This window comes from Paenisporosarcina sp. OV554, assembly GCF_003058165.1.
In the GTDB taxonomy this organism is placed as follows: domain Bacteria; phylum Bacillota; class Bacilli; order Bacillales_A; family Planococcaceae; genus Paenisporosarcina.
The window spans coordinates 195,106-220,149 of sequence record NZ_QBUC01000003.1; the positions used below are offsets into that span (position 1 = coordinate 195,106).

The 25,044-nt window shown below is 37.1% G+C and carries 23 protein-coding genes and 1 other RNA gene; 8 read left to right on the forward strand and 16 right to left on the reverse strand.

Annotation, left to right across the window (positions count from 1 at the left end; translation table 11 throughout):
- Nucleotides 1-674: 674 nt before the first annotated feature.
- Nucleotides 675-1,943 carry an ABC transporter permease gene (locus tag C8K15_RS04565; protein WP_108585251.1) on the reverse strand — a complete coding sequence of 423 codons (1,269 nt, stop codon included), beginning with the start codon at nucleotides 1,941-1,943 and terminating at the stop codon, nucleotides 675-677.
- The gene (locus C8K15_RS04570) at nucleotides 1,936-2,835 is read right to left on the reverse strand and encodes an ABC transporter ATP-binding protein (RefSeq protein WP_108585252.1); all 900 of its coding nucleotides are present in this window, start codon (nucleotides 2,833-2,835) and stop codon (nucleotides 1,936-1,938) included. Before C8K15_RS04570 ends, C8K15_RS04565 begins: the two co-directional genes overlap by 8 nt.
- A gap of 212 nt (nucleotides 2,836-3,047) precedes the next feature.
- On the opposite strand from C8K15_RS04570, the gene C8K15_RS04575 reads away from it, so the two are divergent.
- Nucleotides 3,048-3,233, forward strand: a complete 186-nt coding sequence (locus C8K15_RS04575; RefSeq protein WP_108585253.1) for a YhzD family protein — start codon at nucleotides 3,048-3,050, stop codon at nucleotides 3,231-3,233.
- 80 nt (nucleotides 3,234-3,313) lie between these two features.
- On the opposite strand, the gene C8K15_RS04580 is transcribed toward C8K15_RS04575, so the two are convergent.
- Nucleotides 3,314-4,096: an enoyl-CoA hydratase gene (locus C8K15_RS04580; RefSeq protein ID WP_108585285.1), complete on the reverse strand. Its 783-nt coding sequence runs from the start codon at nucleotides 4,094-4,096 to the stop codon at nucleotides 3,314-3,316.
- Between the two features lie 228 nt (nucleotides 4,097-4,324).
- Here C8K15_RS04580 and C8K15_RS04585 point away from each other — a divergent pair, with 228 nt between their 5' ends.
- Nucleotides 4,325-4,984: a CPBP family intramembrane glutamic endopeptidase gene (locus C8K15_RS04585; protein WP_108585254.1), complete on the forward strand. Its 660-nt coding sequence runs from the start codon at nucleotides 4,325-4,327 to the stop codon at nucleotides 4,982-4,984.
- Nucleotides 4,985-5,322: 338 nt separating this feature from the next.
- Here the strand turns inward: C8K15_RS04585 and ssrS are convergent.
- A non-coding RNA gene (ssrS, locus tag C8K15_RS04590) (6S RNA) lies at nucleotides 5,323-5,520 on the reverse strand.
- Between the two features lie 824 nt (nucleotides 5,521-6,344).
- Here ssrS and C8K15_RS04595 point away from each other — a divergent pair.
- A complete protein-coding gene (locus C8K15_RS04595) occupies nucleotides 6,345-6,545 on the forward strand; it encodes a cold-shock protein (RefSeq protein ID WP_108585255.1) in 201 nt (66 codons plus the stop codon).
- Nucleotides 6,546-6,698: 153 nt separating this feature from the next.
- Here C8K15_RS04595 and C8K15_RS04600 read toward each other — a convergent pair whose 3' ends face one another.
- The 4 genes from C8K15_RS04600 to C8K15_RS04615 all read right to left on the reverse strand — a co-directional run bounded on the left by C8K15_RS04600 (nucleotide 6,699) and on the right by C8K15_RS04615 (nucleotide 9,527).
- On the reverse strand, nucleotides 6,699-7,292 hold the full coding sequence (locus tag C8K15_RS04600) for a hypothetical protein (protein WP_233260375.1): 594 nt from the start codon (nucleotides 7,290-7,292) through the stop codon (nucleotides 6,699-6,701).
- 261 nt (nucleotides 7,293-7,553) lie between these two features.
- Nucleotides 7,554-7,901, reverse strand: a complete 348-nt coding sequence (locus C8K15_RS04605) for a YlbF/YmcA family competence regulator (protein WP_108585257.1) — start codon at nucleotides 7,899-7,901, stop codon at nucleotides 7,554-7,556.
- A 10-nt stretch (nucleotides 7,902-7,911) separates the two neighbouring features.
- Entirely contained in the window at nucleotides 7,912-9,033 is a 1,122-nt protein-coding gene (locus C8K15_RS04610; protein WP_108585286.1) for a DUF445 domain-containing protein, read from the reverse strand.
- A gap of 104 nt (nucleotides 9,034-9,137) precedes the next feature.
- Nucleotides 9,138-9,527, reverse strand: a complete 390-nt coding sequence (locus C8K15_RS04615; protein WP_108585258.1) for a ferritin family protein — start codon at nucleotides 9,525-9,527, stop codon at nucleotides 9,138-9,140.
- A 71-nt stretch (nucleotides 9,528-9,598) separates the two neighbouring features.
- Between C8K15_RS04615 and C8K15_RS04620 the strand changes: the two genes are divergently transcribed.
- Nucleotides 9,599-9,805: a YheE family protein gene (locus C8K15_RS04620; RefSeq protein WP_108585259.1), complete on the forward strand. Its 207-nt coding sequence runs from the start codon at nucleotides 9,599-9,601 to the stop codon at nucleotides 9,803-9,805.
- Between the two features lie 122 nt (nucleotides 9,806-9,927).
- Here the strand turns inward: C8K15_RS04620 and C8K15_RS04625 are convergent, their stop codons facing one another.
- Together C8K15_RS04625 and C8K15_RS04630 are read right to left on the reverse strand one after the other, a co-directional pair.
- Nucleotides 9,928-11,685, reverse strand: coding sequence for an ABC transporter ATP-binding protein (locus C8K15_RS04625; protein ID WP_108585260.1), 1,758 nt, complete (start codon nucleotides 11,683-11,685; stop codon nucleotides 9,928-9,930).
- Entirely contained in the window at nucleotides 11,682-13,424 is a 1,743-nt protein-coding gene (locus C8K15_RS04630) for an ABC transporter ATP-binding protein (protein ID WP_108585261.1), read from the reverse strand. The genes C8K15_RS04625 and C8K15_RS04630 overlap by 4 nt, the downstream gene beginning before the upstream one ends.
- A 667-nt stretch (nucleotides 13,425-14,091) precedes the next feature.
- Here C8K15_RS04630 and C8K15_RS04640 point away from each other — a divergent pair.
- A complete protein-coding gene (locus tag C8K15_RS04640; protein ID WP_233260378.1) occupies nucleotides 14,092-14,331 on the forward strand; it encodes an FAD-binding domain-containing protein in 240 nt (79 codons plus the stop codon).
- Between the two features lie 207 nt (nucleotides 14,332-14,538).
- On the opposite strand, the gene kynB is transcribed toward C8K15_RS04640, so the two are convergent.
- From kynB to chrA, 3 genes are read right to left on the reverse strand one after another with little or no spacing between them, the layout of a single operon-like run.
- The gene (gene kynB, locus C8K15_RS04645; protein WP_108585263.1) at nucleotides 14,539-15,168 is read right to left on the reverse strand and encodes an arylformamidase; all 630 of its coding nucleotides are present in this window, start codon (nucleotides 15,166-15,168) and stop codon (nucleotides 14,539-14,541) included.
- Nucleotides 15,169-16,440 (reverse strand): kynureninase, encoded by a 1,272-nt coding sequence (kynU, locus tag C8K15_RS04650; protein WP_108585264.1) that lies wholly within the window; start codon nucleotides 16,438-16,440, stop codon nucleotides 15,169-15,171.
- Nucleotides 16,441-16,454: 14 nt separating this feature from the next.
- The gene (chrA, locus tag C8K15_RS04655; protein ID WP_108585265.1) at nucleotides 16,455-17,642 is read right to left on the reverse strand and encodes a chromate efflux transporter; all 1,188 of its coding nucleotides are present in this window, start codon (nucleotides 17,640-17,642) and stop codon (nucleotides 16,455-16,457) included.
- Between the two features lie 201 nt (nucleotides 17,643-17,843).
- Between chrA and C8K15_RS04660 the strand changes: the two genes are divergently transcribed.
- The gene (locus tag C8K15_RS04660; RefSeq protein ID WP_369973707.1) at nucleotides 17,844-19,187 is read left to right on the forward strand and encodes a hemolysin family protein; all 1,344 of its coding nucleotides are present in this window, start codon (nucleotides 17,844-17,846) and stop codon (nucleotides 19,185-19,187) included.
- Between the two features lie 66 nt (nucleotides 19,188-19,253).
- Entirely contained in the window at nucleotides 19,254-20,138 is an 885-nt protein-coding gene (locus tag C8K15_RS04665) for a cation diffusion facilitator family transporter (RefSeq protein WP_108585266.1), read from the forward strand.
- 102 nt (nucleotides 20,139-20,240) lie between these two features.
- Here the strand turns inward: C8K15_RS04665 and C8K15_RS04670 are convergent, their stop codons facing one another.
- Together C8K15_RS04670 and C8K15_RS04675 are read right to left on the reverse strand one after the other, a co-directional pair.
- Nucleotides 20,241-21,080 carry a TIGR03943 family putative permease subunit gene (locus C8K15_RS04670; protein ID WP_108585267.1) on the reverse strand — a complete coding sequence of 280 codons (840 nt, stop codon included), beginning with the start codon at nucleotides 21,078-21,080 and terminating at the stop codon, nucleotides 20,241-20,243.
- Between the two features lie 13 nt (nucleotides 21,081-21,093).
- Nucleotides 21,094-21,984, reverse strand: coding sequence for a permease (locus C8K15_RS04675; RefSeq protein ID WP_108585268.1), 891 nt, complete (start codon nucleotides 21,982-21,984; stop codon nucleotides 21,094-21,096).
- A gap of 803 nt (nucleotides 21,985-22,787) precedes the next feature.
- Here C8K15_RS04675 and rsgA point away from each other — a divergent pair.
- Nucleotides 22,788-23,870 (forward strand): ribosome small subunit-dependent GTPase A, encoded by a 1,083-nt coding sequence (gene rsgA, locus C8K15_RS04680; protein WP_108585269.1) that lies wholly within the window; start codon nucleotides 22,788-22,790, stop codon nucleotides 23,868-23,870.
- Between the two features lie 615 nt (nucleotides 23,871-24,485).
- Here the strand turns inward: rsgA and C8K15_RS04685 are convergent.
- Nucleotides 24,486-25,025, reverse strand: a complete 540-nt coding sequence (locus C8K15_RS04685) for an NADPH-dependent FMN reductase (RefSeq protein ID WP_108585270.1) — start codon at nucleotides 25,023-25,025, stop codon at nucleotides 24,486-24,488.
- Nucleotides 25,026-25,044 lie beyond the last annotated feature (19 nt).

Consider the following 25,044-nt stretch of genomic DNA (forward strand, 5'->3'; position numbering starts at 1 on the left):
AAGAATGCTGTTGATATTTAAAACAAACAAAAGAGTACATTTGCGCCTGGCATGCCGCAAGAGCGTTAAGAATGAGACCCACAAGATGTGGTTTTCATACTTGTTGGCTCATTCGAAGCGTGCAGCAAGCGTAAATGTACGATAGACAACAGGATAGTTTAACAGAGCCTTTATTTTCAAAACATCTCATTAAAATTCAATTTAAGAAATATCACTTCAACTACAAATCGAAACCTTGATTCCATTTACTGAGGATGACAGGTTTCCAGTTCGCTTCGGACGCTTTACCTGCTGCACAATAATCTAGAGAATAAAGAGAGTTGGGCTTGTGACTGCGTCAATCGCCCAACTCTCTTTTTAAAGATTATCCTGCGGCGGGTGTGCACCCTTCGCTCCCTTGCAACCTAAAAGGACACAGTAATTTTGGTTTGGTTTACTACAGAATAGAAGGTTTCTTTAAGTAGATGTTCGTCCGAAGATGCTATTTCGCCTCTATCTGCTTTTTTTATTTTGGCTAAGTTTAAGAATGCTGTCATTTTTAAAACAAACAAAAAAGTACATTTGCGCCTAGCATGCCGCAAGAGCGGCTAGCGCAAATGTACGATAAACAACATTTTAGTTTAACAGAGCGTCACAATAAAAAAACGAGGCATCATCTGCCTCGCTCAAACATTCTATTTCTTGCCTAATTGTATCGCCTTTTTGATATCTTTCAACGATTGAGATGCACCATACATTAACACGCCACCACGGTAAACCCTGGAGCCGAACCAACCTAAGATAAATATCGTTATTAACAGGATGACAATTCCGAGTACTGGTTCCCAAAATGGCAACTCCAGCATACCTACACGCAAGAACATCACTAGAGGGGTAAAGAATGGGAAATACGAAGCCACTGTCACATAGCTAGCCTCTGGATTACCGAGTCCTGAAAACGCAATAAACGATGCGATAATAATGATGAAAGTCATCGGTAATAAAAGTTGTTGTACATCTTCGGTTCTACTTACGAGAGATCCAAGTAACGCTGCAAGAGTAGCATATAGGAAGTATCCAAGTAAAAAGAACACAACTGCAAATATCATCGTGGTTATACTGACGTTTGAGAAACCGAAGAAAGAAAATACTCCGGATGTTAAGTCAGAGGAACTCGTTTTTAATGCGACAAATCCGATCAATCCAAATAATGCGATTTGCAATAATCCAAGAGTTCCAACTCCCGAAATTTTAGCAAACATATGTTTAACCGGAGACACACTTGAAATGATGATTTCCATTACTCGCGACGATTTCTCTGTCGCCACTTCCATCGCAATCATATTTGAATAGTAGAATACAGCGAAATAAATAACGAAGATTAAGACATAAACCAAACCACGTGCTTGGCTTAACTCCTCTTCCGATTTTGAAGAAGCACTCACTGCATCTTGTTCGAATTGAATCGGTACAAATAACTGTGCAACTTCTTCTCCAGTAAGTTTTAGAGAATTCGCTTTAAGGTTCGTTTGCACGGTTTGCAGAGCTTCCCGAAGAGTTATGGGTTGTTCAATAGCATTGGCATTCTTTGACGTGTAAGTTGCTTGAATAGTATCAGTATCATTTAATAGCAAGACGAGAAAACTCGTAATCTCTTCGTCAGTGACCTGCTTCTCCAACTCCTGTATTGATTCAGTTGTTGCTTTCAAAGTTAAGCCACTGTCTTTCGCGTCCAACTGCTGTTGCAGTTGACCCATTAGACTACCACTTTCATCAAGTACGTAAATAGTATCCTTTTCTTTCCCGTCACCAAAAACCCCTACCTCTTGAACTTTTGAAATAATACTAGAAAGGTTAGCCATTAAGAAAATACCGGCTACTACAATCATAGTTGTAATGACGAAGGATTTAGTTTTCGCTTTAGTCCAGAAAGATTGTTTAAATATCGTCCAAAAATCACGCATGTTCTTTCCCTACCTTTTCAATGAAAATATCTTGAAGGGATGGTTCTTCGATTGCAAAATAACGAATATCACCTTTTGTTAATGCTGTACGTAATAGTTCATGTGCCGTCCGTTCTTCTGAAATTTGGAAAAGACCTCCTTCAATTGAAGGTTTAAATGAATTGACACCATCCAATTCCCCTAAAGAGGAAAGGTCGAAATCTGCTTTTATTCTGACATTTTGACGTCCAAACCCGCGTTTCACATCACGTAACGAACCACTGACTATGGCCTCTCCATGATGCATGATACACAGTTGTTCGCACAATTCTTCCACATGATCCATTCGATGACTGGAGAATACTATTGTAGCTCCTTCTAATTGGATGTCCAATATGGCTTTTTTCAACATTTCTACGTTGACCGGATCCAGCCCACTAAATGGCTCGTCTAAAATGATTAAGGATGGCTTATGTACGAGTGATGCTATTAGTTGAATTTTTTGTTGATTTCCTTTAGACAGTTCCTCCACTTTTTTGTTTGCATAATGTGGTACTTCAAAACGTTCCAACCAATCGTTTGAAGCAATTTTCGCATCACTTTTTTTCATGCCACGAAGCTGTCCTAAATAAACGAGTTGATCTTCTACTTTCATTTTCGGATACAATCCCCGTTCCTCAGGTAAATAGCCGATATGTGAACTATTTGCATACGTAATGGGTTTCCCCTTCCAAGTGATAGACCCTTCTGTTGTATCAAGTAACCCTAAAATCATGCGAAATGTAGTAGTCTTCCCTGCACCATTCGCGCCTAAAAATCCGTACATACTTCCCTGCTGAACAGTCATGGTTAAATCACGTACAGCTACGAAATCACCAAACTTTTTTGTCACATGTTCGATTTGTAATGTCATGCTTCCACTCCTAATAAATTTTATCTCGACAACTATTCTACTAATCAAATACATAAACTTATTCTAGAATATATAACGAATTAATTGAAATTTCTTTATGCATTTACTAATTAGAGTTTAGGCTTACAATGTCGAGCTGACTTTCAACCTATTTTTTTGTTTTGAAAACTTGTATAATGAACATACATTCAATTCAGAAAGGTTGGACATTTATGAAACCTTATAAATTCACAGCATTTGAACCAACAGGAAAATTAATTCTTGAAGAAACATGGAATTTTGAATCTGACGTTGAAGCAAAATCAAAAGGCCAAGATATGATAGATGAAAAAGATTTCACTAACAAGACGCATCGATTAGTAAACACTGCCGGTAGACTTATTCTTTTTCATAGTTAAGTTAGATTTGAAGTTTTATTTAACAATAATAATCAAAAAAAGTCTGCTATGACGATAATTCGCTGTAGCAGACTTTTCAATTATTCCCCTTTAAAACTCGGTTTACGTTTTTCTACAAATGCTTGGATTCCTTCTAAGTGGTCTTTCGATCGGCGCATTGTAGATTGTGATGAACTTTCTAGTGCTAAAACACGCTCTAATTCATGAACATGTTGTGTATGTAATATTTGTTTAGTAGCAATCATCGCCTTAACAGGAGAAGATAAGAACTTCGCTGCTGCTAATTCCGCTTGCTCATAAGCTCTCCCTTCGGCAGTGACTTCGTCAATTAACCCTAACGCCAAAGCATCGTGACCATTTAACACTTTCCCTGACCAAATCAATTGTTTCGCTTTTGGAATTCCTACACGTTCTTTTAAGAAGAAATGTCCTGCACCATCAGGGACTAACCCTATCCCGATAAAGTTCATGGCAAGTTTACTATTTTCTTCTGCGATAACGACATCACATCCAAGGACTAAACTAAAACCTAAACCTGCAGCAGCACCATGAACAGATGCAATTGTAATCATTGGAAGTGTATAAAGCGCTTTGGCTAAACGAGAAACTTCCCCCATTACCGTGTCAATATCTAACGGATTTGTTGGATCCATCATAGCTTTTATATCACCGCCAGCTGAAAACGCACGACCTTCTCCTTTTATCAATAAAACCTGTAACTCTTTTTCATCATGTAACCCTTCTAATGCATCGGCGATTTCCTTCATCATTGTGCCATTCATCGCATTCATACTTTGTGGTCTATTCAATGTTAAAATTGCTAATCGACCGTTCTTTTCTAAAGTTAATGTTTCATATGTAATAATAGACACCTCTTTCCGAGTGAATAGTCATTCATAAGATTAATATTCGAGATTCCTTTTGGAAACCCTTTAAATTCGTATAATAATCTATTAAAGAACCTTTTCATGCTAATCTTATTATATTGCTAGAAATTCCAATATCAGCTATATTTAGTTTGAATATTCAGGACTGTTGCATCCAATACTAAGATTGGTGTCTTATTGTAAAACGGTAAACCAGGAGGAACTATGAAGAACGTAGTCTATTTGTTTGGTCCAACTATAATGATCTTTATAGGACTAAGTTATTTTGAGTCCATCCCTATAACATTCGTCTTGTTTTATGGCTGGTTATTTTTTATTCCATTTATAACTTATTTAAGACATTCAAAATTAAAAGAAGCATTTGTTCAGTCCATTAAAAATGGGTTTGCGGTAAAACCTATATTGATTGGCATGATCAGTGGCGTTATTTGTTTACTTTCCATATATGGTTCAGTCGCATTGCTACAAAATCATTTATTTGATATTGATCGACTATCCAAAATACTTATTCAGTGGGGATTCAGTGGGACAAGCGTGTGGGGATTTATTCTAGTATTAATTTTGATTAATCCAATGTTAGAGGAATGGTACTGGCGTGAATTTATGTTCAAGCGTTATCTGGACAAAATAGGCGTACCGAAAAGCGTTATTCTTACATCTTTTTTTTATGCTCTCTACCATATGTTATCCTTGATTCCACTATTTGAGATGCCCTTTAGCTTAATTGCAACAATTCCCGTTTTCTTTGCAGGCTTACTATGGGGATATTTCAGAGTGAAATTTTCATCTATTATCGCACCAGTAATAAGTCATGCGCTCGCTGACATCGGTATTATATTAGTTTACTTGAACTATCTTATGTAATTAAGTTATTTATTGAAACATTTTCCTTTTTAGTAAGTAACTTAAAAAGAAAGGGTGTTTCTATGAACTTTTAATTCAAGTATTTTTTGTAATGACTATCAATCAAAACAGCGATTTACTTCAAAATAATGTTTCTTTTGGTACTATTGATGTTTCAAATCCCTATCCGTATTCATTTATTTGTGCCTTCATCGCTTTCATATCTGCTTTTAAGATTTATGTATAGGGTTAAGAAAACGGCTTAATTTGTTTAGAAATTAGTCAAAAGTAAAGAAAGATTTCTTATTTACACATAAAAAAGACCAACTCCCGAAGGAATTGGTCTTAACATTTAAAGTTTAAAAGCCGCCTTTGCCGTAAATTAAAATAAGAAAGTTTTAGACCACCACTTCTCAAAGTGGGTGTTCGCAGAAACGATCCTGTTTGTCCTCATTGATAATAAAATGAATGAGGCATGCCATTCCAGTTTCTTTAAAAACTCCCTGTTACAGATTAAAGGTTAAAACTTAATATTATTACGTACAATGCAGCTTGTATGATTATTTTACAATACTTGATTTAAACTTTCAATGGTAATTTTGACCTCTTATATATTTTTTTCTTAAGTGACTTATTGAGATTGTCTACTCATTTTAATCATAGGTTATTTTTATAAAGAAATTTTTTTAGTTAGGAGAGAGTAAACATAATTGAAAATATTTTTGCTTTTTTAGGCGTTTTGTCCTTTTTTCTTTTATTTTTATTTGGTTTGCTGTTTCACTTAAGAGACCGTGATTATGATGTAAAGCAAATCAGAATTAAATCAAAGAAATTAGTTCTTGGTTACAAACTTTCAATTTGGGGATTTGTTGGATTTCTATTTTTTTATTCTATCCATCTGTTAATTAGCTTTGGGTTACTAAATAACGACGTGATATTAAAAGGCGAGTCTGCTCAATTGTTTATTTATATTTCGTTAGTTTGTATTATTCTCGGAAAGTATTTGGTGTATAAATCAAAAAGTTCATTACCAAAAACATTATTTTAATTAAGCCCTCTTCTATTCTATAGAAGAAACACTCCTTTAATAAAAGGAATTCTTAAAGAGAAAGCTATGTTAAAGAATACTGTTGATATTGAAGAGATGGTATTTCTTACGTGATTACCGTCAGATTGAAACACTTTTATACTGACAAACACCTGTTTATTTTTTAGAGTAAAACAAAACATTTGCTAATCGGAAAGTTTGGTGCTATGATAAAGAAGAATTATTTTTGTCGGTGTAAAAGATTAGTATACGTTTCAAACTTATCGTCTTAATGATCACTTTGGGCAGGGATAGTATTACATTGTGTGAATTTCACACTAGGAGGCAACAAAAATGGAACAAGGTACAGTAAAATGGTTTAATGCAGAAAAAGGTTTTGGTTTTATCGAGCGTGAAAATGGGGACGATGTATTCGTACATTTCTCAGCAATCCAAAGTGAAGGTTTCAAATCTTTAGACGAAGGTCAAAAAGTAACTTTCGACGTTGAGCAAGGCGCTCGTGGAGCTCAAGCTTCAAACGTAAACAAAGCTTAATTTTAACTTTCAAACAGACTCTACTTAGTAGAGTCTGTTTTTTATTTGTCTAAAATTAAAATCCTCCACTCAACTTCTGAGCAGAGATGTCTTTATACTATTGAATTTTCGAGTATTACGTTTTGTATGAACTCATTTTAATCTACTTTACGATTAAACAAACAAAATCAGTAGGGTGTAAAACACTACACCTAATAGATACGCTCGCAAACTACTTAGACGATTTTCAGGTAGCTCTTCTTTCAGAACGTTTAATATAATAGCTCCTGCTATAAAGGCCGCTAATAGAGATACCATAACTTCTTGAATCCCTAAAAAAGTCCCTGCAGTCCAACCCAACAGAACTGCTAATGACAGTAACCATCTTCCATAACGATCATATACATCTTTATGTGAAGTTCTTAAACTCCAATCATTAGTAATGAAGTGTACAGCCATGGCTATAAAGTAAAAAGTTAGACCTAAATACCCACCATACTCCCCTCTTACTAGTAAATACCCAATAATCGTATTGTAAATAAAGAACATACCTATGTGTATTTGAAAAATCCTCATTGAAGCTTCTGCATTTTCTTCAGCTTTATTTACATGTTTCATTTTCCTCACGATTAATTCTAAACAATAGAAACCCACCAAACCAAACATCGCCATCATATAAATATGATCTTCAAGTAAAATCAAAATTTTATTATCTAACGTATTTTCCAGAATCCCTTGATATGTATTTAACTCTGGTAGTAAATGCACGAAGACATATGCAACTGCCACCCCAGAAGAAAGGGAGAGAAATTGATGCCTTTTATCAGAGTGTAAAAAATGCAGTTTTCTTGAAAAGATATGAACAAACATAAGACCAATGGTAAATAAAAACGTAACAAGTATCATCATTAAGCCAACCCTTCGAAACCATCTATATCACTTTGGATACCCTGTTTCATTCAGAATATCCATCTTCATTGATTTTTTTAATCTAATTTTCTCAAAAAGAAAAACCAGCACTAGGCTGGTTTAAATTCCATCATATAATGATTGAACAGGTTTCATTAAAACACGATTTACTTCTTCAATTAGTCCACTAAGCGCCATTTCTGCTTGAAGCATTTTTTCAATCTTCGGATTTGCTTGTGCGAGCTGCGCTGTTTTTTGTGCGTATTCGATTTCTTCACCTGAAATTTCTACACCTTGCATTTGTTTTTGTTGTAAGGTCATTTGCAAGTCACGAAAGCTCTTGAACAACGCAAGTGCTTGCTCATCATTTTTCACTTCTGTTACAGCTTGTTTAACGGCTGCATACTCTGAAGTATTTCTAAATGTGTTCTCTAAACGATTAATATCGTCATAAATGTTGACTGTCATGTGATCACTCCTACATCAAATTAATTACGTACATGACTCCACCTTGAATTATACCAATTAGTCCTCCAAGTAAAGCACCTAGTACTGTAATCATTTTAAATTCTTTTCTAGAAATACCTAAAATTAAATCTTCTAGACGTTCCACTGGGAAAGTATCGACTTGCTCTTGCACCATCTCTTCAAGCTTTAACCGTTTGATCGTTTCTTCAAGCTTTATTTCACCTTGGGTAAATGCAAATTCCGTTAATTTCGGAGTTAAATTTTGTGACGCCCAATTTGCACCTTCTGGCCAATATGATTGTAACGTAACATTTAGTCGTTTTTCAATAGCTAACTCTTTTTTCAAATACAATTTCACTTGAGTTAATAATGGTTGGTAGTCAAATCCACCCATTAATTCATTTAAAGGTCGATCTTTTAATTTCTCCCATTCTCCTCTAATTACATTTGCAAGAAGTTCAGACGTTCCTGGAGCATTCAAGAATTTTTGTATCTCTGGCTGCACACGATCAACAATAGATGACGAATCACCCATGAACATTTGAATCATGTTTCCAAATGTTCCTTTAGAAGCAAGAAAATTATCTATTAATCGTTTAACCGTTTTCCGACCTTCTTCTGAGGCAAAGTAAGCTTCCCCTTTGCCAATCATATAGGTAACAATTTCTGGAATACGTTCTTCAGCTTGTTGTTGCCACTGCTCAGGGGCAAGCTCACGTACTGTTTTAGAAGCGAATCTTGACTCGAGAGACGTCATCTGCTCATCGAGTATTGAATCTATTTTCCCTTCCAAACGGCTGGGCACATGTTCAATACCAGCTTTGAACAACCATTGGTTTAAGGTCATCTCAGATTCAAACAAGTGTTTTGTAAGTTGGCCTTGAATCCAGAACTCAGCTTTTGTCTGCATATCAATTGAGAAGAAACGTTTTTTAAACGTTTCTGGAGTTAATAAATGTTCAACAACGGTTCGACCAAGTTGTATTGCTAACTCATCCCGCCGCTTTGGAATTAGTCCAGGTGTAAATGGTACTCGCCATTTTCCAATATATTTCGCTTCATGCGGATGAAACAACATTTTAATCGCAAGATGGTTCGTATATCCTCCGATTAAAGCACCAATAAATGCCATGAAAAGTAATGTCCATATAAAGTTCAAGTTCTTCACCTTTTTCTGTCAATCTGTTTTCCAGTATAACAGAAAAGGAAAATTTATTAATAATGTAAAACCTTCATCTATAATGCATTGTACATTGTTGAAAATCTAATTGCGTGTTCCATTTCGTCATGCATCGCAATAAATAATGGATTGTATGCTTCGGGTATCGGCACAGTTAGAAGCATTTCTTTGTAAAAATCAGTTGCTTCGAGTTCATTCTCAAGTGCTTCTTTCGCCGCCTGCTTAAGATTTGTTGGTGGTCCAGGTTTAGGGGGATTTTGTACAAAATCACCTGTCAGCATATAATGAAGTTGTTGAAACATTTCATAATGACTTTTTTCATCTTCAATAGCATGTTCGATAAATCTTTGCCAATAAGGATCATCAGTTAACTTCAGCAAGGATTTATAGTAATAATAATCTCGATACTCGTCTTCAATGGCTTGTTTCAGCTGTTCATTAAACAATAGGCCACTCCTTTTTCGCCTTTTTCCTAGCGTATGCGGGTGCGTCTACACCTATGAAAGGAGCAGAATTAATGCTACAACATTTTAGTTTTAAACCAATGTATGAAAACAAACAATTGCCCGGTTGGATCTTTTCTTTTTTTTACAAGCAAACCCGATATAGTGGTGAATATTTACCGGATGGCTCAATCACATGGACAAGTACTTCCCCCCCTGCTGATGAAGAATCTGTAAAGAAAATGATTCACGAATTAATGCTATTTCACGTATACGAATAATTCGTTGTTTTTTTTCAGCTCGCTGTAAGTAAACAACATAAAAGCTGGAGACGTAAGATATCTACGTTCCAGCTTTTTAGATTCATCTATTTTTTCTTGAATGGAAGCCAGTAGCAGTACTCTTACCCAACTTGAGGATTAAGAGCCACTCCAGATTGTAAACGATACATTTGTTCATAACGTCCACCTTGTGTTACTAATTCATCATGCGTACCTTGCTCCACAATTTCACCACGATCTAAAACTAGAATACGATCTGCATTTTTAATAGTAGAAAGTCGATGTGCAATAATGAATGTGGTACGTCCTTTTTTCAAGACATCCATCGCGTGTTGAATGATTTCTTCAGTCTCAGTGTCTATATTTGATGTCGCCTCATCTAAAATCAAGATGGCAGGGTCAAACGCTAAAGCACGAGCAAACGAAATTAATTGACGTTGTCCAGAAGAAAGCGTACTTCCTTTTTCAATTACTGGTTCATCAATGCCATTAGGTAAATGTTTGAGAACACGATCTCCGCCAACTGCATCTAAAGAAGCTTGCACTTTTTCACGAGAAATTCTGGCGTCACCTAAACTAACGTTAGATTCAATCGTTCCAGTGAACAAATACGGATCCTGTAACACAATCCCCATATGGTCACGAACGGTTTGACGAGACAAGTCTTGAATATTCAAGCCATCAATTGTGATCGCCCCTTTGGACACATCATAGAAGCGGAACAATAAGTTCATAATTGAACTCTTACCAGAGCCCGTGTGCCCAACTAAAGCAACGGTTTCCCCCTTCTTTGCCTCAAAAGAAATATCTTTTAATACATATTCTTCTTTATTATAAGAAAACCATACTTTTTCAAATCGAACATTCCCTTGATAACGAGGGATTTTTTCATCACTAACTTCTTCACCTTGTCGATCGAGTAATCGGAAAACGCGTTCTGCCGCCACTAGAGCTTGCTCTAATTTTGCTAATTGGTTTACGACACCTGTCACGGGATTAAACAAACGTATGATGTAATCCACAAACGCATACAACACACCAACTGAAATTACGGAAGTAGCCGTTAATGAAGCACCTCCAAAGTACCAAATAAACAACACAAAGGTAATGGAGCGAAGAACTCCGACTAAATTGTGAGACGTACCGGCATCTAAATAAAGCAATTTATTTTGATATTTATAATGTTCACGGTTAATCACTTCGAACTCTTCCTGCATTTGCTCTTCACGACGGAATGCTTGAATAATCGTCATTCCTTGGATAGATTCATTAATCATGGCATTCATATCACTTACTTTCGCTCGAACAATGTGATTATATTTGGATGCGTATTTTCGATATAGGAACATCCAAATAAATAAAACAGGTAAGACGAATAAAGCAATCGTCGCCATTTTCCAATCTAGGAAGAACAATGCCACATAAATCCCTGTAATATACATCGCACTTGATGCAAATTGAGATAACACAGTTACATACAATTCACGAATGGCTTCTGTGTCATTCGTAATACGTGCTACGACTTTACCTGCAGGTAAGTTATCAAAGTAGCGAATCGGTAAAGTTTGGATATGCTGATAAACGTCATTCCTCATTTTTTGAATAACTCGATTCGCTGCTTTTTGTAGTAATAAATATTCTCCATAACGGAACACTGCAGCTACGATTGTTAAAGCAAAAAATACAGCTAGTAATAACGCAATTGGTTCAAAGTCAATTGACCCAGCAGTCGTATCAGCAATATGATCGTCAATAATCTTCTTGGCAATTAATGGACCTGCCAAATCTGCAGCCACTGCAATGGTTAACAATGTAATTCCCATAATCAACAGTTTCTTATAATGTAAGGCGTAAAGCCATAGTCTTTTCCCTGTACTCATGATGGCACCTCCTCAATTTGCTGACGGTCGAACTGTTCTTTATACCAGCCCTCATTCGCAAGCAAATCTTCATGCGTACCTTCTTCTATCATTACTCCATCATCTAATACGATGATCCGGTCTGCATGTTGAATGGCAGATAGACGATGTGTTGTAATGATGGTTGTTTTGTCTTTTCGTTCGAGTTGAATATTTTCAATAATTCGTGCCTCCGTTTTTGCATCGACTGCAGACAACGAATCATCTAATAATAATATTTCTGGATTTTTAATGAGTGCTCGTGCAATCGAAATACGTTGCTTTTGTCCTCCAGATAAAGCCACACCTTTTTCACCAACAAGCGTCTCCAAACCTTGTGGTAACATTTCAAGATCTTTTTGGAAATGTGATAACCGAATTGCAGTTTCTATATCTGCGTCAGTTCCATCCGGATGACCAAAAAGGATATTCTCTTTAACTGTTCGTGAGAATAAGACATGATCTTGTGGGACATAACCAATCCAGTTACGCACCTGTTCCTTTGTTTGCTGTTCTATTGGAATGTTTGCAAATGTCAGGGACCCTTCACCCGCAGGATACTCACGTAATAACTGTTTAATTAGTGTGGTTTTCCCACTTCCAGTTTTACCGACTATTCCAAGCGTCTGCCCTTGTTCTAACTGTAAGTTAATATTACTTAAGTTCACTGTAGTGGACTGTGGATATTGGAACTTCACTTGGTCAAAGCCAATTCTACCTGGTTTAAGAACCGTAATTGGATTGGATGAATCTTTGACATCTTCGTCATAATCAAGTGTTTCTTGTACACGATCGAGAGATGCATTCCCTCGTTGCATCACGTTGATTAATTCACCTATCGCAAACATTGGCCAAATAATCATTCCGAGGTACACGTTAAATGCGACCAAGTCACCGAGCGTCATTTGACCATCCGATACTAAGAAAGCACCATATCCAAGACCAATCATGTAACTAACCCCTGTTAATATTTTGGTAATAGGGTTAAATAGGGCATCAATTTTTTCAACTTCCATGTTTTTCGAGTAGACATCTTCTGTCATTTCATCGAATTGTTTCTCCGAAGCACGTTCTTGGACATATGCTCGAATAACTCGAACACCTGAGACTGCCTCTAAAACACTATCGTTCATATCGCCAAAAGCATCTTGGGCCTTCATATATCTCTCATGAATTCGTTTTCCGAGAATTTGCATGATGATTGCCAAGATTGGCAAAGGTAAAAGTGCAACAAAAGTTAATTTCCAGCTAACTAAAATTCCCATAGTAACTAAAATGGTAAGCATATAAAGGGATGAGTCAACTAATGTTAAAATACCAAATCCTGCAGTAGTTGATACTGCTTTTAAATCGTTAGTGGCACGTGCCATCAAATCGCCTGTACGATTCTTTTCATAGAATGTCGGCGTCATACGTAAAAATTGTTTCATCAAGCGGCTTCGTAATTGTTTTTCAATGACATATGCGCCACCAAATAATTGGTACTGCCATACAAAGTTACTTAAGTAGTTCACTACGGTTACAGCAATTAGTGAGAGTAAGAATACCATTAGTAATTTTGATGTTAATGTTTGTTGATAAATGGCATCAATGGATTCACCTAGTAACCATGGTGGTACAACCTCGAGTACGTTTGTTACCATTAGCAACGAAATCGCAATTGTATATCGTTTCCAGTTTTCTGCGAAAAACCATTTCAATTTAAATAATACTGAGAACATGTAATTTCCTTCTTTCTTTTAAGGTTTGGCATTCACTAGCCGCCTTCTAGAGATTCCTTGATTAATATTTGTTTCTGTTTCTGCTGCTGATAGTTCATCTTCAGCACTCCTTTTCCTTTTTATTTGTTTCGTTCCGAAGCAAGCTTGCACTTCCTGGTTTATATGAGACAGTTTTACACTGTGAAACCAAAATATGGGTAATAAAAAAACACAAAAAAGCACACGACCTGTTTCCAGATGCGTGTGCGCATGAAAAAAGGAAAGGTATCCATACCTATCCCTTGATTTAATTAAATCAACGAGAATTTATTGGCAGGTACGGACGAACTATATAATTTATTGCAATATCAATTGATTTAATCATGACACGTACCTCCTCTTCTCAAAGTTTATTTACTTACTAAGATTATCATGCCAATTTTTTAATTGTCAATACATTTAGAAAAAATATATTATTCTATTAATCACTTGTGTTTATCAAGTTAACGGGAGGGTATTTAGAAGATAACAAAACGTTCAAATAAGGGAACGAATAATCAAGGAACAAAAAAGTTTTCCCTATGTTCAGTTGAGATTGGGACACGCTAATTGATTGCTCATTGCCAATAACACGTTTGGTTGGCTATGAGCATCAGGAAGTGGCCCTGAATCTGCACCGTATTTCCGTATTTTCAATCCTTATTTACAAAGTGCAAAGTTTGATGGAGAAGCGGTGTATATTCGAAAATGGATTCCTGAACTTCGTCATCTCTCAGATAAAGACATTTTGGAACCTGATCAAGCCTCTGAAGATTCACTCAAAGAAGCCGGCATCATATTGGGCGAAACCTATCCATACCCCGTGGTAACGCATAAGGCTGGACGTACTCGTGCATTACTCGCATATGAAGAGATAAAAAAAGGATGAACCCAAAATGCATGGGTTCATCTTTTTTGACGGAGTATTTTACCTTATGAGTACTCGCGTTTTGTTTCCGACCATTCAGACGGTGTTTCCGGCCATCCTTTGTTCGTTTCCGAAAACTCATCATGGCTTTGCGACCATTCAAATGCTGTTTACAACCAACTTTTAAGTGATTACGACCATTCGCCCTGAGATAGACACGATTCTTCTCTAGAAAGACACTTCTTCAAGTAACACGGCACGGACAGGGCTTCCATCTGCCCCTTCTATTTTTAATGGCAACGCAATTAATTTATAAGTACCTTCTGCTATTTCATCTAATACAAGTCCTTCTAAAATATAGCGACCTGCCGTTCCTAAAGCGTGATGCATAGGTAGATCTTTACTTGTAATCGCATCTACTGATGGCAAATCTACTCCAAACAACACAATACCATTTTCCACCATCCACTCTACCACTTCTACTTCAAAGGCAGGAATTTCTTCAGGGAAAAGCATTCTATTATTCCATGCATTCGTACGGAAAAGAACAGCTTGTGCAGAGGCTGTATCAACTTCTTGTATTGATGCTCGAGAAATCACATCTTGCCCGCTCACATCAATGACAATCGCATCAACGATATAATTTTCTAAAGGCAGTTCATGTACTTTCTTCCCTTGTTCATCAAAATGAAATGGGGCATCAATATGAGTACCGATATGTGTGCTTGTCGTGATTTGACCTACATTCACTGACCCACTTTGTTGCTTCGTCCAGTTTACAAGGAACTGAAATGGCGTATCACCTGGCCACTCAGCTACATCACTATTTAACATCATGGATATGTCATGTATTTTCAATTAAGCCACCACGTTTCGTTCATTAGAGAACGTTTTGAACGATTCTTCCACCATGATGGTTTTTAATCGTTGAACCATTTCCCACACGTCTTCAAAACTCGAATAGAAGCTTATTGGTGCCAATCGAACGATGTCCGGTGCACGGAAATCTGGCACAACATTTGCTTGTTTCAACGCTTTACAAATACGAGCTGCTTCTGGATGAGCCAATGCAATATGGCCACCTCGATCTTCATCCGCAACAGGCGTGACATCGACAAAACCAAACGAGCCCACTTCCATTCGAATTAAGTCACGTAAGTACTGAGTCAATGCAAGCGATTTATTTCGGATATTATCCATTCCCGCTTCTTCAAACATTTCAACACTTCCAGTTAGTGGTGCTGTGCTAAATAAATTGGGCGTGCCGATTTGATAAGCACCTGCTCCGTTTGCTTTAGAAAAGTCATGTGACATATCAAATTGTTTTGTTTTATCAGAACCGAACCAGCCAGCAAGCCCGGGTAGCTCATTATGATGTCGCTCATGAATATAAAGTCCACCTGAGCCTCCGGGACCACTATTCATATATTTATAATGACACCATATGGCGAAATCCACGTTATCTGTATGTAGTTGATGAGGAACTGCTCCAATTGAATGTGCTAAATCAAAACCGACTAAAATTCCTTTTGCATGTGCCAGTTCTGTGATACGTCCTAAATCTAGCAATTGACCGCTTCGATATAACACTGATGGCAACATCAAAATGGCTACATCCTCAGTCAGCATTTCTTCAATCGCATTCAATGTCAAAGTGTAACCATCCTCACTTTTCACTTTCCGCATCGACACAGCTGGATCCAGTCCACGCAATCTTAAATGACTTTCTACAGCATAAATATCTGAAGGGAAATTCAGTTCATCTACGACAATAACTGATCTTTCAGCAGTTGGATGAAACAAAGTAGAAAGCATTTGGTGTATATTAACCGTAATCGATCCTGTAACCATCACTTCATTACCCTTAGCACCGACTACCTTTGCTACTTTTTCACTTAACTTTTCTGGATATGTAAACCAAGGTTCTTCCCCTTCAGTCCATCCGTCAATTCCTTTATCACGCCAGCTTGATACTAACTTTTCAAGTGATTTCTCAGAGCGCTTTGACATGAGTCCTAAAGAGTTGCCATCCATATAAAGTTGATTTTCTGGTAAATAAAATTCACTTTTATACACACCTAACACGTCTTGTTTATCCATTTCTTTCGCAAACTGCACAGTTGTATCCACAGTCATATCTCCTTTTAGCCAAATATGGCAAAGCTTAATGCACCTAAAATCGCAGTGATAATTACAACAATCCATGGTGCTAGTTTATAAAATACTAACAGAGTAAATGAAATTAACACAATGACAAAATCAATTGGGTCATGCACAGCACTTGTAAAGACAGGGTCATAAAGAGCTGCTAATAGAATTCCAACTACCGCTGCATTAACACCCTTTAAAGCGGCTTGTATTCTTGGCTTAGTGCGAATCACGGCCCAAAATGGCAATGTTCCCACTACAAGTAAAAATGATGGTAAAAACATCGCGATAACGGCAATGGCGGCACCTGAAAAGCTCCCCATAATTTGTCCAAGGTAACCAGCTAATGTAAACAATGGTCCAGGAACTGCTTGTGCGGCACCATATCCAGCAATAAACGCTTCTGATGACATCCAACCTGCTGGAACAACTTCCCGCTCAAGCATAGGCAACACGACGTGTCCGCCTCCAAAGACAATCGAACCTACCCGATAAAAAATATCGAAAATCGCATACCAAGTAGCTTGAACGAACGGTCTGAATATAGGTAGTAATATCAGTAAAACAAAGAATAGAAGCCAAGCGGTAATCCCCGTCTTCTTTCCGAATGACAATGGCATATCAACAGCGTCTGGTGCTTTTTCATTTTTGTAATACAACACACCAAAAATCCCAGCCAATACAATAATTGAAATTTGTCCCCATGCTGTAGGGATCAACAGTGTTGCGGCGGCGGCAATCATTGCTACCGTGATCCTGGTCCTGTCAGGTGTTAGTGATTTCCCCATTCCCATTAAGGCATGTGCTACAACGGCAACAGCTACAATTTTTAGACCTTGAATCCAACCACTTTCAAATGAACCAGTTTGCATAATGATCCATGCAAATGCCATTAGCAAAAAAACCGAAGGCAAAGTAAAGCCAACCCATGATAATATTCCTCCGAGTAATCCACCACGTAACATACCAATTGAAATCCCTACTTGTGAACTTGCTGGTCCAGGTAGAAATTGGCATAAGGCTACCAAGTCCGCGTACAATTTGTCATCAAGCCATTTTCTTTTTTGAACATATTCGTCTCTAAAATATCCGATATGAGCTGCAGGTCCTCCAAAAGACGTAAGTCCAAGTTTTGTTGATGCAACTAAGATTTCAAGATAGCGATTTTTTTTATTTGTTGCCAAATCTTCATCACTTCCTACATAATAGTTTACTCTTGTATGATACTAGAGGATGAAACACGTTAACAGTATTAATAGCGTTAGAAAGTAATATTTGTTTTTTATAGGTAAGTATTTTATTATTATAGGTATTACTATTTTTAAGAAAACAGGAGGTGTACACTTTGTTCTCCCCCTCATTCGGGTTTGGAACAAAGGAATTCTTTGGACATAGCCATACGATTGACAGCATTTGCTGTCTTAATCGCCTTTACGGCATTCTTCGTTGCAAGTGAGTTTGCTATTGTAAAAGTGAGAGCAACCCGCATTGATCAATTAATTGAGGAAGGGAATAAACGTGCAGTACGAGCAAGACGCGTTATTTCAAATTTAGATGAATATTTATCAGCATGTCAGTTAGGTATTACAATGACCGCATTAGGTCTTGGTTTACTCGGAGAACCGACTGTCGAGCTTTTATTACATCCGTTATTTGAACGTTTCGAGCTTAGCGAAAGCATGTCGAGTATCCTTTCTTACGGAATTGCGTTCTCATTCGTTACATTCTTGCACGTAGTTGTCGGTGAATTGGCACCGAAAACGTTAGCTATTCAAAAAGCGGAGGAAGTTGCTTTAGCTACTGCAACTCCATTAATTTGGTTTTACCGCATCATGTATCCAATTATTAAATTCTTGAACGGTTCTGCTCGTACTCTTACTGGTCTATTTGGGTTAAAGCCAGCATCAGAATCTGATCTTGCGCATACTGAGGAAGAACTCCGTATGATTCTTTCCGATAGCTTGAAGAGTGGTGAAATTAACCAATCAGAATATAAGTTTGTAAACAAAATTTTTGAATTCGACGATCGGATTGCCAAGGAAATTATGGCGCCACGTACTGAGATGAGCACCATTGATAAAGACACAACTCTTCGCCAAGTGTTCGACCAAGTCAATGTTGAGCAATACACTCGTTATCCAGTTACTGATGGAGATAAAGACCACGTAATTGGTTTGGTTAACATGAAGAACTTATTAACGGCCTACATTAAAGATGAATCAACGATCAATCGTCCAGTTATTGATTATATGCAGCCTATTATTCGTGTTATTGAAACGATTCCTATAGGTGAATTATTACTTAAAATTCAACGTGAACGTATTCATATGGCAGTTCTAATGGATGAATATGGTGGTACTTCTGGATTGGTTACCATCGAAGATATTCTTGAAGAAATTGTTGGTGACATTCGTGACGAGTTTGATAACGATGAATTGCCAGACGTTCAGAAATTAGGAGATCATCATTATATCCTTGATGCGAAAATCTTAATTGAAAATGTCAATGATCTTTTAGGAATTGATATTGATGAAGAAGATATCGATACAATCGGCGGTTGGTTCTTGACCAAACATTTTGAAGCCATTAAAGGTGAAAAAATAATTGAGCAAGGCTACGAATTTACAATTAAAGATATGGAAGGTCATCATATACTGTATCTAGAAGTCAACAAATTAACCAAACAAGAAATTGCTGATATCCTCGAAGATCAATCAGTGGAATCATAGAAATAAACGACTCTCACTTAGAGAGTCGTTTTCTTATGTCTAAGAGTGTTGCAGGAGGGAAACAAAATGGAGCTATATACACAATTAAGAGAAGGGGAAAAAGGTGCATTAGTTAGCATTGGAACTTATCTTGTACTTAGTGCATTAAAGCTTACGATTGGGTACATAGGGACATCGGAAGCCTTAAAAGCAGACGGTCTGAACAACACGACAGATATTGCCGCATCTATCGCCGTTTTGATTGGACTACGTATTTCTCAAAAACCACCTGATGAAAATCATCATTACGGACATCTTCGTGCAGAAACCGTTGCCTCCCTTGTGGCCTCCTTTATTATGGCTGCTGTTGGATTACAAGTGTTAATTAATGCAAGTCGCAATTTGCTTCATCCTATACATGAAACCCCTTCCCTTTTAACTGCTTTTGTTGCAGGGGGCAGTGCTATCGTTATGTATTTCGTTTATCGATACAATTTAAAGTTGGCGAAGCGCATCAACAGTTCAGCAGTCCGAGCAGCAGCTTATGATAATCGATCAGATGCTCTAGTAAGTCTTGGAGCTACTATCGGGATACTAGCATCAATCTTTGGAGTTCCAATCCTTGATACTATTACCGCTATCCTGGTCGGTTTTCTAATTATGAAAACGGCATATGATATATTTATCGAAGCTGTTCTTACATTAACTGATGGCTTTAACGAAGATGAAGTCGAAACATTATCAGTCCTGGTGAGAAAAGTTCAAGGTGTTATTCACTTAGAAGATTTTAAGGGCCGCATGCACGGGAATTTAATGTTCGTCGATTTAACAGTTAAAGTAAACCCATTATTAAACGTTATTGAAAGTCATCGGATCACTGAAGAAATAGAAAGAAAAATTCATCTAGTTAAACCATTTTGTATGGTCTTAGTCCATATCGAGCCACACCTAATGGAAGCATCTAAAGAATAATGAATAAATATCCCTTCAAAATAGAAAAACGGCTCCGGTAGATTATTACCGGAGCCACTTTTTTGTCATATATGCTTTTCTAGAATTTCTATTTCCATGTAATTAACCAGAACGGTATACGTAAGGCTCTTTCGGTTCTTTCGTTTTCTCCCATTCTTCCACAATTAACACTGGTATGGTCGATTTAAAAGGTTGATAATATTCGGATGAAAGTGTTCCTTTTACATGTATCCATTCGTCATCTTTAATATCGATAGCCTCTGGAAATTCAACTAACATCCCGAATACACCGGAATCTGCTACACAATGTATGATACCGAATCGAAGGACAAACAGTTGTCGATCGTTCACTGACTCCCCTTTAAAAGAAAAACCATCAAATTCGATTGTTTTACCGAGGAAGTCACCGGGATATTTATAAATTGTCTCCAATCCTTTCAAATAATCGGTATCTTTTAGAACCACACTCTTTTTAGATAAGTATTTATTTTTTTCAATATCCATTAGCTCATCGTAACCTTCCTTACCATAATAAATACTGGTATCTGGTTTCAAATATTGAGTTACTGCATACTTTTCAGTTGTTTCCACGGCTTTAAATGTGAAGCCTTTCGATTTTACAATCGTCGAGTCCAGTGTTGCAATAGGTAGGAAAAAACCTGTTAATAACGGAAAAATAAATATACCGTAGATGAACCATCGTTGATACCAAGGTTTAGTTCGTTCATCACTATGATCTTCCTCACAGCAAGATTCATCAGGAACATCTTTTGATTGTTTAATATCTGTATAAGCTTGAACGATTGTTAGAATAGCAAATATAAAAATAGCACTATATGATAAGTACGCATATTTCATATTAATATATTTCGTTATATTTCCTGAAGCATGTAAATGTGCAAAGAAAAAAGTGAAGACCAGTAGAATATAGACTCTTAACATTCCTTCACCTCTTTCATATAAATAGTGAACCAACTAAAACAAAAATGGCAATATAGCAAATCAAAATGAAAACAAAGCGTTTATTAAATACGCTAAGCATCATGAGAGTATTTTTAATATCTACCATAGGACCGATTACAAGAAATGCTACGATTGATCCTACTGAAAAAGTACTACTAAAAGAAGACGCAATAAAAGCATCTGCTTCTGAACAAAGTGACATTACAAAAGCAAGGAACATCATTACAATCGAAGAGGTCACATCAGTTTGTCCAATCTCTAAAAGTGTAGAAGTTTTCAAGTACGTTTGCATTGCCGCTGCAATAAAAGCCCCAAGAATTAAGTATTTACCTACTGAGAAAAATTCGTCTACTGCATGACTAAGCATATCAACAAATTTTTTCTTAAACGTTTGTTTTGTAGAATGATGATGATGGTGGTGGTGAGTGTTCCTCGTTCCCTTTTCCAATAGTTGATTACCTTTGAATTGGAACGATAAGATTATTCCTACTAGAAAAGCTACAACGAGAGCAAGTCCACTACGGTATAACACCATATCTATTTGATTACCAAAAGCGATATAAGTAGAAAATAGCACGATAGGATTTATGATAGGTGCCGTTAACATAAAAGGTATTGCCGCGTGCAGAGGCACCCCTTTTAAAAGAAGCCTGCGCACAATCGGCACAATTCCACACTCGCAAGCAGGGAATAAGGCACCAAATAAGGTGGCATATAAAACAGCTAGAAAACGATTCTTAGGTATTATCCGTGCAATCATTTCTTCAGAAACAAACATCTGAATAAAGCCAGAAATAAATACACCGATAAGTATGAAAGGTATGGATTCTATTAATATGCTAATAAAAATTGTATTGAGTTGTAAAAATGATTGTGAAAACATTAACATTCCTCATTATCTATAAAACTGTGATGGACAAAACGCAATTATATCATAGATACACCTCATAGTTAAAACACGAAAGGCTTCCATTTATGATGTGATTCTTTAGCTATTTTTACGAACAATATTTGTCACTTCTAATTGGACGCTTTAGATAGTATTTTGTTTCAGATGCGATTATTATTACTACATATTTTCAAAAATAATAAGTAGTTAAACCTTTATGACAAGTAGAAAAGAATTGAATATATGCAAAAAAACCGCCACTTGGGCGGTTTTTTTATTTAGTTTATTCTGCGTCTTCCTCTTCTACTTCTTCTTCCACTTCATCATCTACCTCAGAATTATTGTCTCAGTCTCCACATGCCCCTAATAATCCTACAGATAGGAACGCTGCAGCCCCTATTTTCCACCATTTTTGTCCAGCTACTGAATTTATTGTCATTTTAATATTCCTCCATTAAATATGATTTTTCGTTCCTTTATAACTTAATAAAAAGATACCCATTTAACACTTAAAATTAAATGTCATTTAATTTTTTTCAGAATAGGTACAAATTTCTTATTTTAATGGTTGACGAGACGAATATACTTTTGATACAGTTAAATTATTAAAAGAAAGCAGGTGAGGTATTATGGCAACTTTATATGAAATTGTAAAAGAGCGAATTGGCATGTTCCAGGTATCTCATCACACGTGTGCTTTCTAAAAAGTAGACCTTATCTTGTGATGTGTATTTTAACCGTGGCTGCCTTTTCGCAGACACGGTTATTTTATTTACACAAAACAGGAGGAATACACATTGAAAATAGTTGAAAATTACGGATGGAACGATTCTTGGAAAGCTAAATGGGCGGACCAATCCAATAATGAAAAATTACAAGCATGCATCGCTGGACGTATTTTGCTTGAGCATAAACATATGTATCGAGTTGTAACTGATGAAGGTGAATGGTTAGCTTCTCTTTCGGGTAGTTTTAAGCATTTAGCTCAAGACCGTAGAGACTTCCCTGCTGTTGGGGACTGGGTGGCTATAGAAAAAATGCCAGGAGAAGAAAAAGGTATTATTCGAAGTATACTTCCACGAACATCACTCTTTTCTAGAAAAGCTGCTGGTTTAACCACCGCAGAACAAATAGTTGCAGTTAATGTCGATATTGTCTTTCTAATAATGTCTTTAAACTTAGACTTTAATGTTCGCCGACTTGAGCGGTATATAATTGCGGCTTGGGATTCTGGGGCTAACCCAATTATTGTACTTACAAAAAAGGATCTATGTGATGATCCACAGTTCTATGTGGATCAAGCAAAAGCTGTAGCATTTGGTGTTCCCATTCACGTCGTCAGTAGTGTTACTGACGAAGGTGTAGCTGAACTACAAGAATTATTAAAAGACGGCAAAACAGCGGCTCTCCTCGGATCATCTGGAGTAGGTAAATCCTCTTTAACAAATGCGCTATGCGGTGAAAACGTAATGGTGGTTCAAAACATTCGAGAAGATGACGACAAAGGACGTCACACCACTACTCATCGTGAATTATTCCGCATGCCTGGTGGAGGATTGTTAATTGATACACCAGGTATGCGCGAGTTTCAAATGTGGGACAATAGTGAAAGTCTTGATACCGGATTCAAAGATGTTGAACAATATGCCAGTTCATGTCGCTTCTCTGATTGCCAACATAAAAATCAGCCAGGTTGCGCCGTGCAAGAAGCCCTTGGAAATGGCTCTTTAACTCGTGAACGCTATGCAAGCTATGAAAAGTTAAAACGTGAACTTGCTTACGTTGAAAGAAAAGCAGATGCTGCTGCTCAAAAAGCAGAACGTGGAAAATGGAAACAAATTACGAAAGACATGCGTAATCGTCCAGGAAAAAAGAAATAATACGTATACAGTCGCCAGTCCATTAGATATGGGCTGGCTCTTCTGTTTTGTAGGAATAGAAGATTTTCATAAAGGTTTATAGGTCGCTTTTTGAAAGCACCATGCTGTACCTTTACCTAATGAATAAGTAAGAGGGGATGTGCCTTCGTCACATCCCCTCTTACTATTACAGGTAATCTTACGGCTTTGATGGCTTCATCGCTCCCCTTCAACCTTTGGGCAAATTGTCTCTTGATTTTGGTTTACTAAGGAATCGTCACTTTCTTCAGCTACCAAGCAACCGAAGATGCCATTTCGGCTGCTACTGCACTTCTTTATTTTGGATGGCTCTTACATTAACGAGTCCCACGAAAGTGATCACGAAAATAAGTGAAGGAGAAAGAGGCCGAATATCGATATAGAAGGACTATCGATTCTCAAGTAAACCAAACCATCCTAACTACGTCCGTCGAGATTGCAAGGGAGCGAAGTGACACAGTCACAAGCCCATCCCCTTTGTTATCTAGACCATAGTGGTTCAGGCATAACGTCCGATGAGACCTGAAAACCTTACAGCATGTAGTTATCAGTATTCGAAAAACCGCATCCCATGAGGAATGCGGTTCTTACTTTTAACTATATCAACTGTCGTTCTTTCACTTCTTTTGCTATTCGAGCATAAATCTTTAATTCTTCAACTAACCCATCAACTTGTTCTGCAGCTTCCTTTGTAAGATCATCGCGGTCGTAATCAAAAACACTTGGATCAAGAACTAACTGACGAGGAATGGCATTTGCATATACGCCACGCATGACTGTACGCATATTATTTAGACAGTTAATCCCACCTTTTCCTCCACCAGCAATAGCAATTAAGCCCACTGATTTGTGTAAGAATTGTGTACTGCTTAAGAAATCGAGCGTATTTTTTAAAGCTCCACTCATCGCACTATGATATTCAGGTGATAACAACAAAACAGCATCTGCATCAAGAACAGATTGTCTTAATGATTTCACAACAGGATTAGACGCTTGATCTTCTTCTCCAGTGTACATCGGCATTTCTACAATACTTAAATCTACTGTATGAAATCCATAAGTACGTTCAATAAATCGAGCCACAATTGCGCTCCGTCCATGTTTACGTGGTCCACCACTAATAACTAGTACTTTCATCTCTATTCTCTCCTTTTTG

Coding starts and splice junctions, on each gene's coding strand:
- C8K15_RS04565 (WP_108585251.1), bottom strand. CDS start 1,943: ATGCGTGATTTTTGGACGATATTTAAACAATCTTTCTGGACTAAAGCG.
- C8K15_RS04570 (WP_108585252.1), bottom strand. CDS start 2,835: ATGACATTACAAATCGAACATGTGACAAAAAAGTTTGGTGATTTCGTA.
- C8K15_RS04575 (WP_108585253.1), top strand. CDS start 3,048: ATGAAACCTTATAAATTCACAGCATTTGAACCAACAGGAAAATTAATT.
- C8K15_RS04585 (WP_108585254.1), top strand. CDS start 4,325: ATGAAGAACGTAGTCTATTTGTTTGGTCCAACTATAATGATCTTTATA.
- C8K15_RS04595 (WP_108585255.1), top strand. CDS start 6,345: ATGGAACAAGGTACAGTAAAATGGTTTAATGCAGAAAAAGGTTTTGGT.
- C8K15_RS04605 (WP_108585257.1), bottom strand. CDS start 7,901: ATGACAGTCAACATTTATGACGATATTAATCGTTTAGAGAACACATTT.
- C8K15_RS04610 (WP_108585286.1), bottom strand. CDS start 9,033: ATGGCATTTATTGGTGCTTTAATCGGAGGATATACGAACCATCTTGCG.
- C8K15_RS04620 (WP_108585259.1), top strand. CDS start 9,599: ATGCTACAACATTTTAGTTTTAAACCAATGTATGAAAACAAACAATTG.
- C8K15_RS04625 (WP_108585260.1), bottom strand. CDS start 11,685: ATGAGTACAGGGAAAAGACTATGGCTTTACGCCTTACATTATAAGAAA.
- C8K15_RS04630 (WP_108585261.1), bottom strand. CDS start 13,424: ATGTTCTCAGTATTATTTAAATTGAAATGGTTTTTCGCAGAAAACTGG.
- C8K15_RS04665 (WP_108585266.1), top strand. CDS start 19,254: ATGGAGCTATATACACAATTAAGAGAAGGGGAAAAAGGTGCATTAGTT.
- C8K15_RS04670 (WP_108585267.1), bottom strand. CDS start 21,080: ATGTTAAGAGTCTATATTCTACTGGTCTTCACTTTTTTCTTTGCACAT.
- C8K15_RS04675 (WP_108585268.1), bottom strand. CDS start 21,984: ATGTTTTCACAATCATTTTTACAACTCAATACAATTTTTATTAGCATA.
- C8K15_RS04685 (WP_108585270.1), bottom strand. CDS start 25,025: ATGAAAGTACTAGTTATTAGTGGTGGACCACGTAAACATGGACGGAGC.